Annotated in this window: 17 protein-coding genes and 1 CRISPR repeat array; of the genes, 1 reads left to right on the top strand and 16 read right to left on the bottom strand. The window is 56.6% G+C overall.

The genetic code is table 11. The annotated features are described in order from the left end of the window. Nucleotides 1-111 precede the first annotated feature (111 nt). From truD to cysD, 8 genes are all read right to left on the bottom strand, one after another. Nucleotides 112-1,161, bottom strand: a complete 1,050-nt coding sequence (gene truD / locus GJV78_RS03625; RefSeq protein ID WP_167519355.1) for a tRNA pseudouridine(13) synthase TruD — start codon at nt 1,159-1,161, stop codon at nt 112-114. Continuing rightward, nucleotides 1,158-1,637, bottom strand: a complete 480-nt coding sequence (gene ispF, locus GJV78_RS03620; protein ID WP_155107037.1) for a 2-C-methyl-D-erythritol 2,4-cyclodiphosphate synthase — start codon at nt 1,635-1,637, stop codon at nt 1,158-1,160. The genes truD and ispF overlap by 4 nt, the downstream gene beginning before the upstream one ends. Next, nucleotides 1,637-2,347: a 2-C-methyl-D-erythritol 4-phosphate cytidylyltransferase gene (ispD, locus tag GJV78_RS03615; RefSeq protein ID WP_155107036.1), complete on the bottom strand. Its 711-nt coding sequence runs from the start codon at nt 2,345-2,347 to the stop codon at nt 1,637-1,639. The genes ispF and ispD overlap by 1 nt, the downstream gene beginning before the upstream one ends. A gap of 23 nt (nt 2,348-2,370) precedes the next feature. Beyond that, on the bottom strand, nt 2,371-2,682 hold the full coding sequence (gene ftsB, locus GJV78_RS03610) for a cell division protein FtsB (RefSeq protein WP_155107035.1): 312 nt from the start codon (nt 2,680-2,682) through the stop codon (nt 2,371-2,373). A 275-nt stretch (nt 2,683-2,957) separates the two neighbouring features. Beyond that, nucleotides 2,958-3,281 (bottom strand): DUF3561 family protein, encoded by a 324-nt coding sequence (locus GJV78_RS03605; RefSeq protein WP_155107034.1) that lies wholly within the window; start codon nt 3,279-3,281, stop codon nt 2,958-2,960. A 49-nt stretch (nt 3,282-3,330) separates the two neighbouring features. Further along, nucleotides 3,331-3,936 carry an adenylyl-sulfate kinase gene (gene cysC, locus GJV78_RS03600; protein ID WP_155107033.1) on the bottom strand — a complete coding sequence of 202 codons (606 nt, stop codon included), beginning with the start codon at nt 3,934-3,936 and terminating at the stop codon, nt 3,331-3,333. Beyond that, nucleotides 3,936-5,360, bottom strand: coding sequence for a sulfate adenylyltransferase subunit CysN (gene cysN / locus GJV78_RS03595; protein ID WP_155107032.1), 1,425 nt, complete (start codon nt 5,358-5,360; stop codon nt 3,936-3,938). Before cysN ends, cysC begins: the two co-directional genes overlap by 1 nt. A 9-nt stretch (nt 5,361-5,369) precedes the next feature. Beyond that, nucleotides 5,370-6,278 (bottom strand): sulfate adenylyltransferase subunit CysD, encoded by a 909-nt coding sequence (cysD, locus tag GJV78_RS03590; protein ID WP_155107031.1) that lies wholly within the window; start codon nt 6,276-6,278, stop codon nt 5,370-5,372. Between the two features lie 472 nt (nt 6,279-6,750). Here cysD and GJV78_RS03585 point away from each other — a divergent pair, with 472 nt between their 5' ends. Then, nucleotides 6,751-7,788, top strand: coding sequence for an aminopeptidase (locus GJV78_RS03585; RefSeq protein WP_155107030.1), 1,038 nt, complete (start codon nt 6,751-6,753; stop codon nt 7,786-7,788). An 842-nt stretch (nt 7,789-8,630) separates the two neighbouring features. Here GJV78_RS03585 and GJV78_RS03580 read toward each other — a convergent pair. The 8 genes from GJV78_RS03580 to casA form a co-directional block, all read right to left on the bottom strand. Then, nucleotides 8,631-8,912: a DUF5339 domain-containing protein gene (locus GJV78_RS03580; protein WP_155107029.1), complete on the bottom strand. Its 282-nt coding sequence runs from the start codon at nt 8,910-8,912 to the stop codon at nt 8,631-8,633. Between the two features lie 311 nt (nt 8,913-9,223). Continuing rightward, a CRISPR array of direct repeats spans nt 9,224-9,557; the repeat unit is 29 nt; unit sequence CGGTTCATCCCCGCTGGCGCGGGGAACAC. Between the two features lie 96 nt (nt 9,558-9,653). Then, the gene (cas2e, locus tag GJV78_RS03575) at nt 9,654-9,947 is read right to left on the bottom strand and encodes a type I-E CRISPR-associated endoribonuclease Cas2e (RefSeq protein ID WP_155107028.1); all 294 of its coding nucleotides are present in this window, start codon (nt 9,945-9,947) and stop codon (nt 9,654-9,656) included. After that, nucleotides 9,944-10,867 carry a type I-E CRISPR-associated endonuclease Cas1e gene (cas1e, locus tag GJV78_RS03570; RefSeq protein WP_167519354.1) on the bottom strand — a complete coding sequence of 308 codons (924 nt, stop codon included), beginning with the start codon at nt 10,865-10,867 and terminating at the stop codon, nt 9,944-9,946. Before cas1e ends, cas2e begins: the two co-directional genes overlap by 4 nt. Beyond that, nucleotides 10,864-11,514 (bottom strand): type I-E CRISPR-associated protein Cas6/Cse3/CasE, encoded by a 651-nt coding sequence (gene cas6e / locus GJV78_RS03565; RefSeq protein ID WP_167519353.1) that lies wholly within the window; start codon nt 11,512-11,514, stop codon nt 10,864-10,866. The genes cas1e and cas6e overlap by 4 nt, the downstream gene beginning before the upstream one ends. Further along, nucleotides 11,496-12,242: a type I-E CRISPR-associated protein Cas5/CasD gene (cas5e, locus tag GJV78_RS03560; protein ID WP_155107027.1), complete on the bottom strand. Its 747-nt coding sequence runs from the start codon at nt 12,240-12,242 to the stop codon at nt 11,496-11,498. Before cas5e ends, cas6e begins: the two co-directional genes overlap by 19 nt. 9 nt (nt 12,243-12,251) lie before the next feature. After that, nucleotides 12,252-13,307 carry a type I-E CRISPR-associated protein Cas7/Cse4/CasC gene (cas7e, locus tag GJV78_RS03555; RefSeq protein WP_155107026.1) on the bottom strand — a complete coding sequence of 352 codons (1,056 nt, stop codon included), beginning with the start codon at nt 13,305-13,307 and terminating at the stop codon, nt 12,252-12,254. A 13-nt stretch (nt 13,308-13,320) separates the two neighbouring features. Continuing rightward, entirely contained in the window at nt 13,321-13,875 is a 555-nt protein-coding gene (casB, locus tag GJV78_RS03550; protein ID WP_155107025.1) for a type I-E CRISPR-associated protein Cse2/CasB, read from the bottom strand. Next, entirely contained in the window at nt 13,872-15,425 is a 1,554-nt protein-coding gene (gene casA, locus GJV78_RS03545; RefSeq protein ID WP_155107024.1) for a type I-E CRISPR-associated protein Cse1/CasA, read from the bottom strand. The genes casB and casA overlap by 4 nt, the downstream gene beginning before the upstream one ends. Between the last annotated feature and the right edge of the window lie 5 nt (nt 15,426-15,430).

Raw genomic sequence — 15,430 nt, 5'->3', positions numbered from 1 at the left:
GGTGAGATGGCAAGAGTCTCATTGAGACAGCGGGAGACTGCATATCAGAATTCACGCGGGCTGAGATGTTATTGTGAGACTTGTTGAGACAATATGAAACAGCTATTGAGATTACTCAGCAATATGCGCATAATCACCCGTTGTGTTGATAAGTTCCCTGACCACGCTGGTGGCGAAACTGCCCGCCGGCAGCCAGAAGCGCAGCGTTACCGTGGCGTCATCCAGCCACTCCCAGCTCAGGCGCTGCGGATAGAGCAGCATCGCTCTGCGCGCCGCCTCGACTTTTTCACGCAGCAGCAGCGCCTGCAGCGACGTTTCATCGGCCACGGCGGCCTCTTCAAGGGCCAGCGCGTCGCCCCGGGTTCCCCATTCGCCGCTGCCGGGCAGCGCTGCGGTAATCATCAGCGCTTTTTCGTCGACGCGACGCTGCAGTTCGGCCAGCTCTTCAGCCGCGGCGACGAACCAGCTGCCGCGCCCGGCTATTTGTAGCGCGTCGCCGTCAACAACCTGATTAAAGACCATTTTTTGCAATCGCACGTGGACAATCTGATTAAACAACGCGCTGCGGGCCGCCGACAACCAAAAACTTCGCTTATTGCGATCGCGCACCGGTGCGCCGCTCTGCGCCCAGCGCAGCGCCCCCTGCAGATTGCTGCCGCCGATGCCGAAACGCTGGGCACCGAAGTAGTTTGGCACCCCACGCGCGCCGATCGCCTGCAGCCGGGACTCGACGTCATCGCGATGGTCAATTTCACGCAGCACCAGCGTGAAGCTGTTGCCCTTTAGCGCGCCCAGGCGCAGTTTGCGCTTGTGGCGGGCATACTCCAGCACCTGACACCCCTCCGGCCGGAAGGCGCTCAGATCGGGCGTCTCTTTGCCCGGCACCCTTGCGCACAGCCACTGTTCGGTGACGGCATGTTTATCTTTCTGCCCGGCGAAACTCACCTCGCGGGCGGCAATTTTCAAAAATTTCGCCAGCGCGTCGGCGACAAATCGGGTATTACAGCCCTTTTTGCGCACCCGTACGAGAATATGCTCGCCTTCGCCGTCAGGCTCAAAGCCGAGATCTTCCACCACCACAAAGTCTTCCGGACTGGCCTTCAGCACGCCGACGCCCTGCGGCCTGCCGTGAAGATAAGTGAGATTATCGAACGCCGTCACTGTGCCGCCTTAGTGAGCAGCGCCACCGCTTCGCAGGCGATCCCCTCTCCCCGACCGGTAAACCCCAGTTTTTCGGTGGTGGTCGCCTTCACGTTAACATCATCCATATGGCAGCCGAGATCTTCGGCAATAAACACGCGCATCTGCGGAATATGCGGCAGCATCTTCGGTGCCTGGGCGATAATGGTCACGTCCACGTTGCCGAGGGCATAGCCCTTGTCCTGTACCCGACGCCAGGCTTCGCGCAGCAGCGCGCGGCTGTCCGCGCCTTTAAAGGCCGGATCGGTGTCGGGAAAAAGCTTGCCGATGTCGCCCAGCGCCGCGGCACCGAGCAGCGCATCGGTTAACGCATGTAGCGCCACATCGCCGTCGGAATGCGCCAGCAGCCCCTTTTCATACGGGATGCGCACGCCGCCGATAATTACCGGGCCTTCTCCACCGAAAGCGTGTACGTCAAAACCGTGTCCAATTCGCATTATGCCTTCTCCTGAGGATGTCGCCGGGTCAGATAAAATTCAGCGAGCGCCAGATCTTCCGGACGGGTTACTTTGATATTATCCGCTCTTCCCTCAACGAGCAGCGGATGGAAACCACAATGCTCCAGCGCCGAGGCTTCGTCGGTGATCGTGGCCCCTTCGTTCAGCGCGCGCCGCAGGCAGTCATGCAGCAGCTCGCGCGGGAAAAACTGCGGCGTCAGCGCGTGCCATAAGTCGCTGCGCGCCACGGTATGGGCGATCTCCGCCCTGCCCGGCTCGCCACGCTTCATGGTGTCACGCACCGGCGCGGCGAGGATCCCGCCGGTGCGGCTGGTTTCGCTGATGGCAAGCAGGCGGGTCAGGTCATCCAGATGCAGGCAGGGCCTGGCGGCGTCGTGCACCAGCACCCACGGTGCCTCCCCGGCCAGCTTCAGCCCGGCCAGCACCGAATCCGCACGCTCGCTGCCGCCGTCAACGACGGCGATCTGCGGATGCTGTGCGAGAGGAAGGCGGGCGAAGCGGCCGTCGCCGGGGCTGATGGCGATAACAACGCGGGTAACCCGGGGATGCGCCAGCAGCGCATACACCGAGTGTTCAAGAATGGTTTTATTACCGATCGAAAGATATTGCTTAGGACATTCCGTTTGCATACGGCGGCCGAAGCCGGCAGCCGGCACCACGGCGCAAACGTCCAAATCAATGGCTGCCATGTTAAATCCCTGGATGGTCTGGTTTATCGATTATGTTGCCCCGCAGACTGAGCACGTTTCGATGCGTCAGGCACCAGGCGATAAAAGGTTTCGCCCGGTCTGGTCATGCTGAGTTCATTGCGCGCGCGCTCTTCGAGCGCTTCCTGACCGCCGTTGAGGTCGTCGATTTCAGCAAACAGCTGATCGTTACGCGCCTTTAATTTGGCGTTAGACGCCTGCTGCGCCACCACGTCGTCGTTGACGCGGCTGTAGTCGTGAAGACCGTTCTTACCGAACCACAGCGAATACTGCAGCCAGACCAGTAAAGCCAGCAGCAGCAGCGTTAATTTCCCCATCCTGCCCCCTGAAAAACGGCCCCATCATCCCATACCTTCCGCGCGGACTCTGCGCCTGCGGGCGGGGATGCCGCGACAACGCGGGCAAATGTACCACATTTGTTCCTTGTTATGTATGTCCGAAGCCAGCCGAATATCATCACATTGTCAGGTGGTGCCCCTTAACCATTCGCGAACGCCGCTGGCGGTCATCCAGGCCCGGGGCAGGGCGCGAGCCGTAAGGTCAGGTTATTCCAGATGCGCGGAATGTCCCCAATCCTGCGGCTAAAACTGCGCTATCCCAGCAGCCACATAAACAGTGCGCCAAACATTGCACCGACCGTCAGCAGAGTGAATACCACACTATAGCCCAGCCGGCCGGCGAGCAGCGAATGCAGGGCAATTCCGATCACCACCGCGACCGGCATCAGCGCCAGAAAGAAGGGCCAGGTATAGAGAAAGAAAAACAGCGAGTTAGGGCCATAAATCAGGAAGGGCAGCCCGAGGGCCAGCAGCCACGATGCGAAACCAATGACGGCCCCTGGCAGGGACCAGGTGGCTTCGTCATCGGCGGGAAAGGCGTCTGGCCCGGTGAAAGTCATGTTCTGGCTATTGCGCATATTGGATCCTGTCACTCTGACTCGCCGGACGAACTGGCCCGGCGGGGTCTCAGGATCTGATAATATCCTTCCCCTTCAGCAGATCTAATAGTTGATCCACCAAATTTGTTACCAATTGTTCGCCCTCAAGGCGAATTTCCGGCCTTTCCGGCGCTTCATATACCGAATCGATGCCGGTGAAGTTGCGCAGCTCTCCGGCCCGTGCCTTCTTGTATAAGCCCTTAGGATCGCGCGCCTCGCAGGTGGCCAGCGGGGTATCGACAAACACCTCGATAAAGCGTCCTTCTCCCAGCCGTTCACGCACCGCCCGACGCTCCGCGCGATGGGGTGAAATAAAAGCGGTCAGTACCACCAGCCCCGCCTCCACCATCAGCCGCACCACTTCACCGACCCGCCGGATATTCTCCTGGCGATCGGCGTCGCTGAAGCCCAGGTCGCTGCACAGGCCGTGGCGGACGTTATCGCCGTCAAGCAGCCAGGTGCTGACGCCCCGCAGGTGCAGCGCCTCTTCCAGCGCGCCGGCAACCGTTGATTTACCGGAGCCGGAAAGCCCGGTAAACCAGATAACGGCCCCTTTATGCCCGTGCAGCGCCTCGCGGGCTTCGCGCGTTATCGCATGGTTATGCCAGACGATGTTTTCGTCATGCTGCGCCATTATTTACCGCCCAGCAGATCGCGAACGCCCCAGTGGGGGAAGTGGCGACGCACCAGCGCGTTCAGCTCCAGCTCAAAGGCGCTGAATTCGGCCGGCGCGGCAGCCCCAACCATCGGCTCGCGCACCATGCCCGCGCCAACGGTAACGTTGCTCAGTCGATCGATAAAAATCAGCCCGCCGGTCACCGGATTCTGCTGATAGGTGTCCAGCGCCAGCGGCTCATCAAAGGTTACATTCACCAGGCCGATACCGTTCAGCGGCAGCTCCCCGGCCTCCCGGCGGGCCAGGGTATTCACATCAACCTGATACTGTACGCCGTCGACCCGCGCCCGGGTCTTTTTGCCGGCGATTTTAATGTCGTAGCTGCGACCCGGCGACAGCGGCTGCTCCGCCATCCAGACCACGTCAACGGCGGCGCTTTGCGCTACCGACAGCGTCTCGTCAGCATCCAGCAGCAGATCGCCGCGGCTGACGTCGATCTCATCCTTCAGCACCAGCGAGATCGCCTCTCCCGCCCTCGCCTCGTCCAGATCGCCGTCAAAGGTGACGATACGCGCCACGCTCGACTTTACGCCCGAAGGCAGCACCTTCACCCGCTGCCCGACCTTCACGCTGCCGGAAGCCAGCGTGCCGGCATAGGCGCGGAAGTCCAGGTCCGGGCGATTCACGTACTGCACCGGGAAGCGCATCGGCTGCTGCTCCACCCCGCGCTGTATTTCAACGGTTTCCAGCATCTCCAGCAGCGTGGGGCCGCTGTACCACGGCATACTGGCGCTAAGCGAGGCCACGTTGTCGCCTTCCAGCGCCGACAGCGGCACAAAGCGGATGTCCAGATTACCCGGCAGCTGTCCGGCGAAGGTCAGGTAGTCCTCACGAATACCGCTGAAGGTCTCTTCGCTAAAGTTCACCAGATCCATTTTGTTAACCGCCACCACCAGATGCCGAATCCCCAGCAGCGTGGCGATAAAGCTGTGACGGCGGGTCTGATCGAGCACCCCTTTGCGGGCGTCTATCAGCAGGATCGCCAGATCGCAGGTGGAGGCACCGGTAGCCATGTTGCGGGTGTACTGCTCGTGCCCCGGCGTGTCGGCGATAATAAATTTACGCTTTTCGGTGGAGAAGTAACGATACGCCACGTCGATGGTGATGCCCTGCTCGCGTTCGGCCTGCAGGCCGTCCACCAGCAGCGCCAGGTCGAGCTTTTCGCCCTGGGTGCCGTGACGCCGGCTGTCGTTATGCAGCGATGAAAGCTGATCTTCATAGATCTGTCGGGTATCGTGCAGCAGGCGGCCAATCAACGTACTTTTGCCGTCATCCACGCTGCCGCAGGTCAGAAAACGTAGCAGGCTCTTATGTTGTTGGGCGATCATCCAGGCTTCGACGCCGCCCTCATTGGCAATTTGTTGTGCAAGAGTGGTGTTCATGACGGCTCCTCAGAAGTACCCCTGTCGTTTCTTCAGCTCCATGGAGCCGGCCTGGTCGCGGTCAATCACCCGCCCCTGACGTTCGCTGGTGGTGGAGACCAGCATCTCTTCGATAATTTCCGGCAGCGTCTGCGCGTCTGACTCCACCGCGCCGGTCAGCGGCCAGCAGCCGAGGGTACGAAAGCGCACCATCCGCTTTTTAATAACTTCGCCGGGCTGCAGATCGATACGGTCATCGTCAACCATCATCAGCATCCCGTCGCGCTCCAGCACCGGGCGTTCTGCGGCCAGGTAGAGCGGCACAATCACGATATTCTCCAGCCAGATGTACTGCCAGATATCCTGTTCGGTCCAGTTGGAGAGCGGAAAGACGCGAATGCTTTCGCCTTTGTTGATCTGCCCGTTGTAGTTGTGCCACAGCTCCGGACGCTGGTTTTTCGGGTCCCAGCGGTGAAAACGGTCGCGGAAGGAATAGATGCGCTCCTTAGCACGGGATTTCTCCTCATCGCGCCGCGCGCCGCCGAAGGCGGCGTCGAAGCCGTATTTGTTCAGCGCCTGCTTCAGCCCTTCGGTCTTCATGATATCGGTATGCCTGGCGCTGCCGTGGACGAACGGATTAATGCCCATCGCCACCCCTTCCGGATTTTTATGTACCAGCAGCTCACAGCCGTAAGCTTTGGCGGTACGATCGCGGAATTCGTACATCTCGCGGAATTTCCAGCCGGTATCGACGTGCAGCAGCGGGAACGGCAGCGTGCCGGGATAAAACGCTTTGCGCGCCAGATGCAGCATTACGCTGGAATCTTTGCCGATCGAGTAGAGCATGACCGGACTGGCAAATTCAGCCGCCACTTCGCGAATAATGTGGATGCTTTCCGCCTCCAACTGCCGCAGGTGGGTAAGTCGTTTTTGGTCCATAACCATTCCTTCACAATACCGCTATGTTTCTGACATTCAGATAACCCGACTATAGGGAGCGCGGAAGTGCGAATGAAATTACGAATTGGAATGAGTAGTTCCACAAAGGAATAACGGTTCGGAAATATTAAGCTCATAAAACGCCCGCAACAGCGCTGTAGCGGCGATTCAGAGTAAATGAAATTGTGTTATCTGCCTCACAGTTTCATACTACGCGGGCTAAATTTTCGCGGCATTTGTCGTTTCGGTCTCCGGCAGGCAGACGCCGCGGCGACGGCGGCGTTCAGTGCCATCAGGCGTTGGTTAACGCAGCCGCTTCGCATCAAGCGCGCGACAAAACCAGAGCCTGCAACCGGTAAGGTTTTGAGCGCGGCCCCGACCTTCCGGAATGGCAAAATAGCCTGATAGTTCAGGTGCTTAGTCAGAATAACAAACAAAACAGCCTGTCAGGACAGGCTGTTAAGGACGCATTATGTTTTCCGCAGCATGCCGCTTTGCCGCGGCCCTGGCGCTGGGTACAGGCTTTATCTTTTCCGCCCAGGCGGCCGCTTCGCAACCCGGCGAAATGGCCAGCGCCCAGGCCAGACACATTGCGATCGTCTTTCCGGGACGGATGACCGGCTCCCCCGCTGAGATGCTGGCTGCCGACTATCTGCGTCAGCAGTTCAGGCAGATGGGCTATCACAGCGATATCCGCACCTTTACCGGTCGCTATATCTATTCCACCGCCGGCAATCGCCAGAACTGGCACAACGTTACCGGCAGCACGGCGATCGCCGCTCACGAGGGTAAACGCCCGCAGCAAATCATCATTATGGCGCATCTCGACACCTATGCTCCCCGGAGCGACGCTGAAGCCGACGCCAACCTTGGCGGGCTGAGCCTGCAGGGTATTGATGATAACGCGGCGGCAGCGGGCGTGATGCTTGAACTTGCCGAACGGCTTAAGGGGACGTCGACTCAATACGGCATTCGCTTTATCGCTACCAGCGGCGAGGAGGAAGGCAAACTTGGCGCTGAGAGCCTGCTGATGCGGATGAGCGCGGCGGAGAAGAAAAATACCCTGCTGGTGATCAATCTGGATAACCTGATCGTCGGCGATAAGCTCTACTTTAACAGCGGAAGAAAGACGCCGGAAGCGGTACGGAAGCTGACGCGCGATCGGGCGCTGGCTATCGCCCACAGCCGCGGCATTGCCGCCAGCATGAATCCGGGGCTTAACCCGAATTACCCGAAGGGCACCAGCTGCTGTAACGATGCAGAAGTCTTTGATAGGGCGGGGATCCCGGTGCTTTCCGTCGAGGCGACCAACTGGAACCTGGGTAAAAAAGATGGCTATCAGCAGCGCGTCAGAAGCGCTGCCTTTCCGGACGGGAGCAGCTGGCATAACGTGCGCCTGGATAATCTGCAGCATATTGACAACGTATTGCCCGGGCGCATTGAGCGCCGCTGTCGCGACGTAGTGCAGATTCTGCTGCCGTTGGTAAAGGAGCTGGCAAAGGCGAATTGATCTTTGCCTGCTAAATATTAGCCTTGCTGGCAGGGATATTCAGAATACGAATAACGCTTCGCTGACGAAGCGGATAAAAGGCGAATGAATATTCGCCTGAGACTGATGACACCCCCAGGCCGAACTCGTTCGGCCATAATCACCACAAAAATAAACAAGGAAAATCAATTCATTGATTTTCGGCTGCTAACTACAAAGAGGGAAAAACCACGTTTTCCCTCTTTGTCATCAATCTGAGGCGAATGAATATTCGCCTGCAAATTTATTAACCGCGGCCGGGAGACTGGCCACGGAGAACATTTGAACGCGGATAGCACTTCGCTGCCGAAGCGTTGTTACCGTACGCGAGGATTGTCTCGCGCCCTCTGTGACGAGCGTTCAAAATACCGACGTGCTTTGTTGCTCTCTGACCGGGGACAAAACAGCCAGCAAATGGTTCCGCCAGGCCAGTCACTTAAAACCAGAGTGCCGTCTATACCCTAAATAATTCGAGTTGCAGGACTAAACGCAGCGCGTTTTGAACAGCCCCAGGGCTGGCCCCGAAGGGGTGAGGCCCTCAGGCCGAATCACGCGGCGACGCAGTGACAAATTCGTCAGGAACGAATTTGAACAGCCGCAGGCTGCCTCTGGTGAAAGACAGGAATGTCTCTCATTAGTCCCCGGGAGCTTACCGGAGTAAGTGACCGGGGTGAGCGACAAATCTGCCCGGAGCAGCTTTGAACGCCGCGCAGCGGCGGCCCGTCAGGGCGAGTCTCATGGATGAGGCTAGTAACCCGAAGCCAACGCACATGCAACCTGAAGTATGACGGGTATATCCATTACGCTCTTAACGACCGCATTAATTATTTGACGCCCAGCATCTGCTTCATTTGCGCCAGCGCTGCAGAGCCCTGCTTGCAGCCTGCATCCTGGCTTTCGGCCGGTAATTCAGCTAACTGTTTTTTTGACTGTTCGAGCTGCGGCTTCATCGCATCCATCTGTTGTTTAGCCTGATCGCTGGTTTTTGAAGCCTGCTCGATCAGGGCATCGACATCATTGAAATACTGCTGACAGGTTTCGGTAATTGCTGCAAAAGAAGATCCGGACATCATTGTCAACGCAGCAAACAATACGATTTTTTTCATCAAGTTATTCCCTCAGTTATTTATTTACGCTACTGCCTCCGGCAATAGTTCGCTAAGGGTAAAACATAGAGATAAATAAAACAGCACAAAGGTCTGTTTTCGGATAGTTCACTGGCAGCATTATTGGCAACTTTTCTCCATTCCGCCTGATTATCCAGGATAATTCCCTAAGCCAGGCGAGCAATAAAAGTCCGAATCCGGACCTCACTCGCAAATTTATTTTAGCCACCGAAAAAGCGACCGGTTTACTGAGCAAAATTTACAAAGCTATTGCGTCACGGTTCCCCAAAAAATATGTTCCTGTTTTAATTTGGTTTATCCCCGCTGGCGCGGGGAACACCAAGAATCGTCACGCGGGTTGATTGACTGGGGCGGTTCATCCCCGCTGGCGCGGGGAACACAAGCTGCGCGCCGTTCTGACCAGCACCTGGCCCGGTTCATCCCCGCTGGCGCGGGGAACACGCGACTGTCACGGGTACCATCGACATCGACGACGGTTCATCCCCGCTGGCGCGGGGAACACAGTAGAATTGCACCGCGCCTGATCACAGGGGGCGGTTCATCCCCGCTGGCGCGGGGAACACTTGCTCCTCTGTATCGTTTTTCGGGGTCAGTGCGGTTCATCCCCGCTGGCGCGGGGAACACACTAAGCGTACATCTTTGTTTCTTCTTACTTTTTTATTCATTAAACAATCTACCAACTTTAATACAACAATTACGCATTGTTAAAGAGCGATTAATCTATTGATTCTGAACAGGAAAAAAAGAAACCAGGCGAAGACCGTCAAGATCCACCGGCATTCGCCGATTTTCTCCCCACGTTTGAAAGTCAAAACCTGATTCAGTATTCGTCGCCCAGGCCATTACAACGTTTCCACACCCGCCAAGCTGCGTAACCTGTTGCCAGATCATTTCACGAATACGTTTTGAAACGTCGCCGACATAGACACCGGCCCGTATTTCCAGAAGCCAGATCGCAAGGCGTCCACGTAAGCGCGGTGGAACATTTTCCGTAACGACAACAACCAGGCTCATCCACCACGTCCCCGATGCCCGCAATCTCCTATGGCTTTCGCTTCCGGAATTGCTGGCGGCAGCATGTCCGGAGCAGCCTGCGGAGGTTCTATTTCACCAGCCGCCAATACCTCTTCTATTAATGGTATAAGCTTGCCGGTAAGCTTTGTGCTACGAAATATATCCCGACAGGCTAAACGAACTTCGCGATCGGGTTCTGACGGACTACGGGCAGCAATCTCAAATGCCTTTGGCACGACCGAGGTAAACTTAATGATATCGGCTATGTCATAAACAAAAGAGAGCGGCTTACCGCTATGAATAAAACCAATTGCCGGCGCATAGCCCGCGGCCAATACTGCCGCTTCGGTAATACCATACAGGCAAGAGGTCGCCGCGCTGATGCACCGATTTACAACATCGCCCTTTTCCCAATCTTTCGGATCGTAACTGCGGCCATGCCATTTCACGCCATACTGCTTCGCCAGCAATGCATACGTCTGACGAACACGAGAACCTTCAATTCCACGTAGCTGTTCAACCGAACGACGGGCCGGAGGGGGTTCACGAAAACGCAGTTCATACATTTTCCGTACCACTTTCAGACGCAAATCATCATCCAGCGCCAGCTTTGCCTGATAAAGCAGTTTATCCGCCCGCGCTCCGCCGGGCTGCCCTGAAGCATAAAGACGCACCCCGGCTTCCCCCACCCAAACCAACAGCGTGCCTGTCGTTGATGCCAGACGCACAGCGGCGTGAGAAACCCGCGTTCCCGGCTCCAGCATGATACAGGCTACCGATCCAACCGGAATGTGCGTGCGGATCCCGGTCTTGTCGATCAGCACGAACGCGCCGTCCAGCACGTCAATCTGACCGTACTGAAGAAAAATCATCGATGTGCGATCTTTCAGCGGGATCGGGCTTAGCGGAACAAAGGTCACTCGCTCTCTCCGGGCTTAATCAACATCATTCCGCAGCCAAAAGCGCGGCTTTTGCCATATCCTAAAGCCAGCCGCTGCCGAAACAGTTCAGGATCGTTAACCACCAACACACCGGTATAATCCACGCTGCTGAACTGAATCATCTGCCGGGATTTTTCCCGCCGTAGCCGCTGCTGACGATATGCCTCAACGTTCGCTTCCAGCAGAGAAAAACCATTTTTTTCTCCCTGATTTACCAGCCACGCCAGCGCAGCCTGTTGTTGATATGCCCAAAGTTCGCCTCCGGCAAGCTCTCCTTTTACCTGGCGCTTCGCTTCCATAAGCAGATCGTGGCGTTTACCTGCTTTGCAAATCGTTGGGTTGGCGCGCAGACTAAATCCCAGCCGTTGACCCACCCTTAACGCAGGAGAAAACGGGCGACATTGCACGTCGAAGATATCGCTCTGCGCCGGAGGCGTCGCTGAAAAAACATAAAAGCGAAACGCCCCCTGCAGCTCTTCACGTCGATACAGAAACTGCCTCTCTTTCCCTGCGGGAAACAGTTCCCATAACCACTGGTGCATCACGTATTCGCCGCGCTCCACCAGATGCAGTAGCTGCGAGGGAGAAAGCTGGCCGGTATATAACGTTATTCTTGAGAGATACACTCTGCCTCCTCGATAAGCCACGGTCCCTGATTAACGATACGTTCGCCAAATAACCACTGCCGGCGGCTCAACGGCCTGTCGCGACGACGCAGTATCTTGTTCGCCGTCAGGCCGTCATGTTCACCTTCCCACCAGCACTCAGGCTGGAGTTTCGCCAGAGGGATAGTGATTTCTTTAAACTTCTCGCGATACTGACGATACGCCTCGCTCAATACTTTCGGCGCGGCACCTTTCAGCAACAGCGGCGCGAGCGGTAAAGCCAGAGGGTGGCTTTTTCGCCCCAGATAGAGAGGAAATATTGGATGTTGTAGCGCATCCCGCAGTTGCTCCAGCGAATAAGGCGCATCGGGCGTTATTGCTACGCCAATCATCCACCAGGCATCAGTGTAATAATCGCGCCGGGAGATAAGCGCGCTGAGCAGTTCAGGATCGCTCAACTCTTCACGACGGCTGAAATAACGCGCCTTTCGCACCTCTTTCGGCATTTGGACCGTATGATAATCCCGCGCCCAGCGCGGATTTTTGCTGGCGCACAGGAGAAACGAGTAGTGCTGATTGAAATTATTCAACCGCTCTTCTTCGTCGCGCCGGATGCCGAGCGCCGCCGCCAGCAGCCCCAGCAGGGCTGAACGTGAAGGAAGCTCGTGGCTGTGACGCACTTCGCCTGGCGCTTCCACACCCCAGGAAGCCATCGGCCCATGTAGCTGAAAAACCAGATATTGGCTCATAGCCGCCCCTTACGCGCAGATAAAGTCCAGCACGCTCTTCATGCTTCCCTTCCCGCTCACGGCATCAAAATCAACGGACTGCGTTTGCTGTTCATAAACCTTATTCATATTTTCACGCAGTTCGGTGATACGCTTTACGGCAACTTCCAGCTGATTCGTGCCGTTGATCGGATTGTAAAACGCGGCGGCCAGCGATCGCGGCTGCTCGGTGCCTTTTTCCGCCAGCGCCCAGGACGCATAGGCGCGGCTGGCGAAGCTGTTTTGTTTACCGGTCGGCGAGACTTTCAGCGCCGCTTCGGTAAAGGCACGCAGCGTTTTATTCGCCAGTTCTACGTCGCCGTTGAGGTTTTTTACCAGCAGATCCTTATTGATGCAGATATAGGTATAAAACAGCGCCGAACCAAATCCGGCTTCACCAAGATGTCCGGCGCCGGCGTCTTCTGGCGCTTTGGGCAGATCGTCCACGGCGGTGAAGAAATCATCTTCTACGATTGTTTCACTGACGCCGAAGGCGTGCGCCACCTGGCAGGCGGCTTCAATGTTGAAATTAGTTTTCTTTGCCAGCATACGACCAAACATGGCGATATCCACCGCCATACGATCCTTGCGTAATAGCGCCAGCTCATCTTCCTTCGGCGCGCGTTTTTCTTCAGCCAGCGTGTGCGCCAGCGCTTTAACCGCCTCAAATTCAGCCGGGCTGATATGCACCAGTTGTTCGGTCTCCGCGTTAGTCAGCGCATCCTTTGGCTTCTTATCTTCTTTGGCTTTACCCAGATAATCTGCAATTTTTTTTACCCATTCGACGGCTTTTTTTTCATCAATGCCTTTTTTAACCAGAATATCGGCGGCCTCACGCGCAATGCGCCCGCTGCGGATACCGATATGCCCGGCCAGCGCCTGTTCAAACAATTCAGAAGTTCGCCAGGCGCGCTTCAGACTTTGTGAAGAGACGCGCAGGCGCGTTGCGCCGCCAATCACCACCGTTTTGGGGGAACCGGTATCGTCACGGTTCAGGTTAGCGGCAGGATAAGCGGTCAGTAAGTGGAGTTGAATAAACGTTGTCATTTGAGTGTCCCTGTTAATTTTGTTCGTTATCGGCGTCGCCGGCCTGGTAATATTCCAGCGCCCAGCGGATACGGATAAATTCAGTCGGCCGCAGCGGACGGCGGTGATGGTTCTGTAAATCATCGTTTTCCCGGCACCAGTGGAAAATGTCATCCGCCAGGGAAGGAAGGTTTACCGCGCCGTTAAGTAACCGAACGGCGCGCAGTAGCTGACGCAGCAGTTCATCAGGCGTTTTTACCGCAGACAGTCGGGAAAAGCGCAGTTCCGACATGACCGGATTATTACCCGTCATCTGACCTAGCTGTGCAGCAAACTTCAGCCGCTCATCAATAGATTTAACGTGTGCGGCCAGTGCCGCCGTGAGAGCAAGGGCGGTAAAACGCCACTCTTGTCCTTCGATTTTCCATAAGGTGTGGGTCTGCATCAGCAGGGAACGAAATCCTTCCGACAGGCAGGCTTCGTTCACCGTTTTGCTGCGCCGCAGGCTGGCGCGCAGACCGCGTTTTTCCTGTAACTCGTCATACCATCGGCGCAGCGTGGCCTTATGGTCGTCCTTCACAATGCTCATTCAGCAGCCTCCTGCTTTTTGGCTTTGGCGGCTTTCGCGCTCTGCTTCTCCGCCGATTTGGTGAAATATTTTTTACGTGCCTGCATGATGCGTTTGAGATTGCTGGCCTCGTAGGGGTTGGTAAAAACGTGGTCATCAAAGTAGCGGCGGGTAAACAGCCAGACGTTCGTTTGCCACTGGCTAAGCCTTTCGTCTGCGTTCTGGCCGTTTTCAAGATCGCGAATAAGCGCAAGAAAGTAATCCTGCGTAAGATGCCAGAAGTCGATATCAATAAAGCTGAAATCGCCGCGCGCGCCTTTGGCATCGGCAAACCAGGCCTCTTTTAACGCGCTTCGTAGCAAATTAAGATTGCGCGATGCAGTGAGTGCCGCCTTGCGTAGATCGGGGATGATATTTTCAGTTAACAGCAGCGGGAAGTGGTGCTCATACCAGCAGCGAATTTTCATATTGTCGAAATCCGCGCCAAATCCCCATAGCCCAACCTTAACGTCAGTCGGCGGGTGGGCATTAAAGACTTTAACGACCTGCGCCGGATACTCGGTATTATTTTCCGACTGGTTATCCTGGCTTAATCCCAGCCAGTCCCGCCAGATAAGGCCGCCGGGCTGCGGTTTAACAGAGAAGAAGCCATCCTCCCCTTTCAACGGCAGGCGGTAGGGCGTCAACGGATGCTGCCAGCCCTCATAGTTAACGCCATAGTTCTTGACGGTCATAGCGCTAAGCAGCGCATCGCTCTCCGCGCTGCAAATATCGCAGACGCCCGCCTGGGTAGCAGAAAAATCAAGGCGAACACGACGCGGCATTCCCCAGTACACCTGCAACCGATTCACCTGCTCTGGCGTTGTGACCCTGTTCGCCGGCGGTTCGCTGGTTCGCGTTGCGGCCAGCCACGGAAAGATCGACGCATCATATGAGGCGGGCAGCGGCATTTGCGCGGCGTCCTGCGGCATCACGTTCAGCCACAGCTTACGCCACAGTGGCGTCTGCCTCTTTCCCTGATACTCCTGTAATTCGATAAGCGTGGTCATCGGCCCGCCGCCGCGCAGCCCGGTACGATAACCTTTGCCACCCGCTGGCGCATTAAGCTGCAGTGAGAATAACGCCAGCGCCGCGCAGTGCGGGCAAAAGCGCTCCGTGACGCCCCGCTTAATAAAATGATCTTTATTAAACTTAGTGGTTTGCGCACCGGGAATTTCCGGCAGTAGCGCGGCAATGGAAACTTTTTCACCGGTTAACGGCGCAAAGTCCTGCATAAATGAAGGCGAATCCGCGCCGAACTGGAAGGCAGGCTCTAACGGTGCCAGCGCTTTGCGGAGCGTTTCTTTATCCAGCCCATCTTCCCATACATCTTCCCAACGGGACCGATTCTTCGGTGCCATGCTGCACTGCAGCAATCCCAGCAAAAACTGCCAGGCAGCCCCATGTAAGTCCGCTCGCGTCGCGACAATATCCACCACGTTTCCATCGGCCAGATCGACCGGTGCCAGCTTCCCGACAGAGCCGTCTTTAAAACGGGCGGGAAGCCAGCATGTAGTTAAAAGTGAAACCATATTGC

This window comes from Intestinirhabdus alba (assembly GCF_009711095.1).
In the GTDB taxonomy this organism is placed as follows: Bacteria; Pseudomonadota; Gammaproteobacteria; order Enterobacterales; family Enterobacteriaceae; genus Intestinirhabdus; species Intestinirhabdus alba.
The sequence above is the reverse complement of the archived record's forward strand: the minus strand, read 5'-3'. Positions and strand labels throughout refer to the sequence as shown.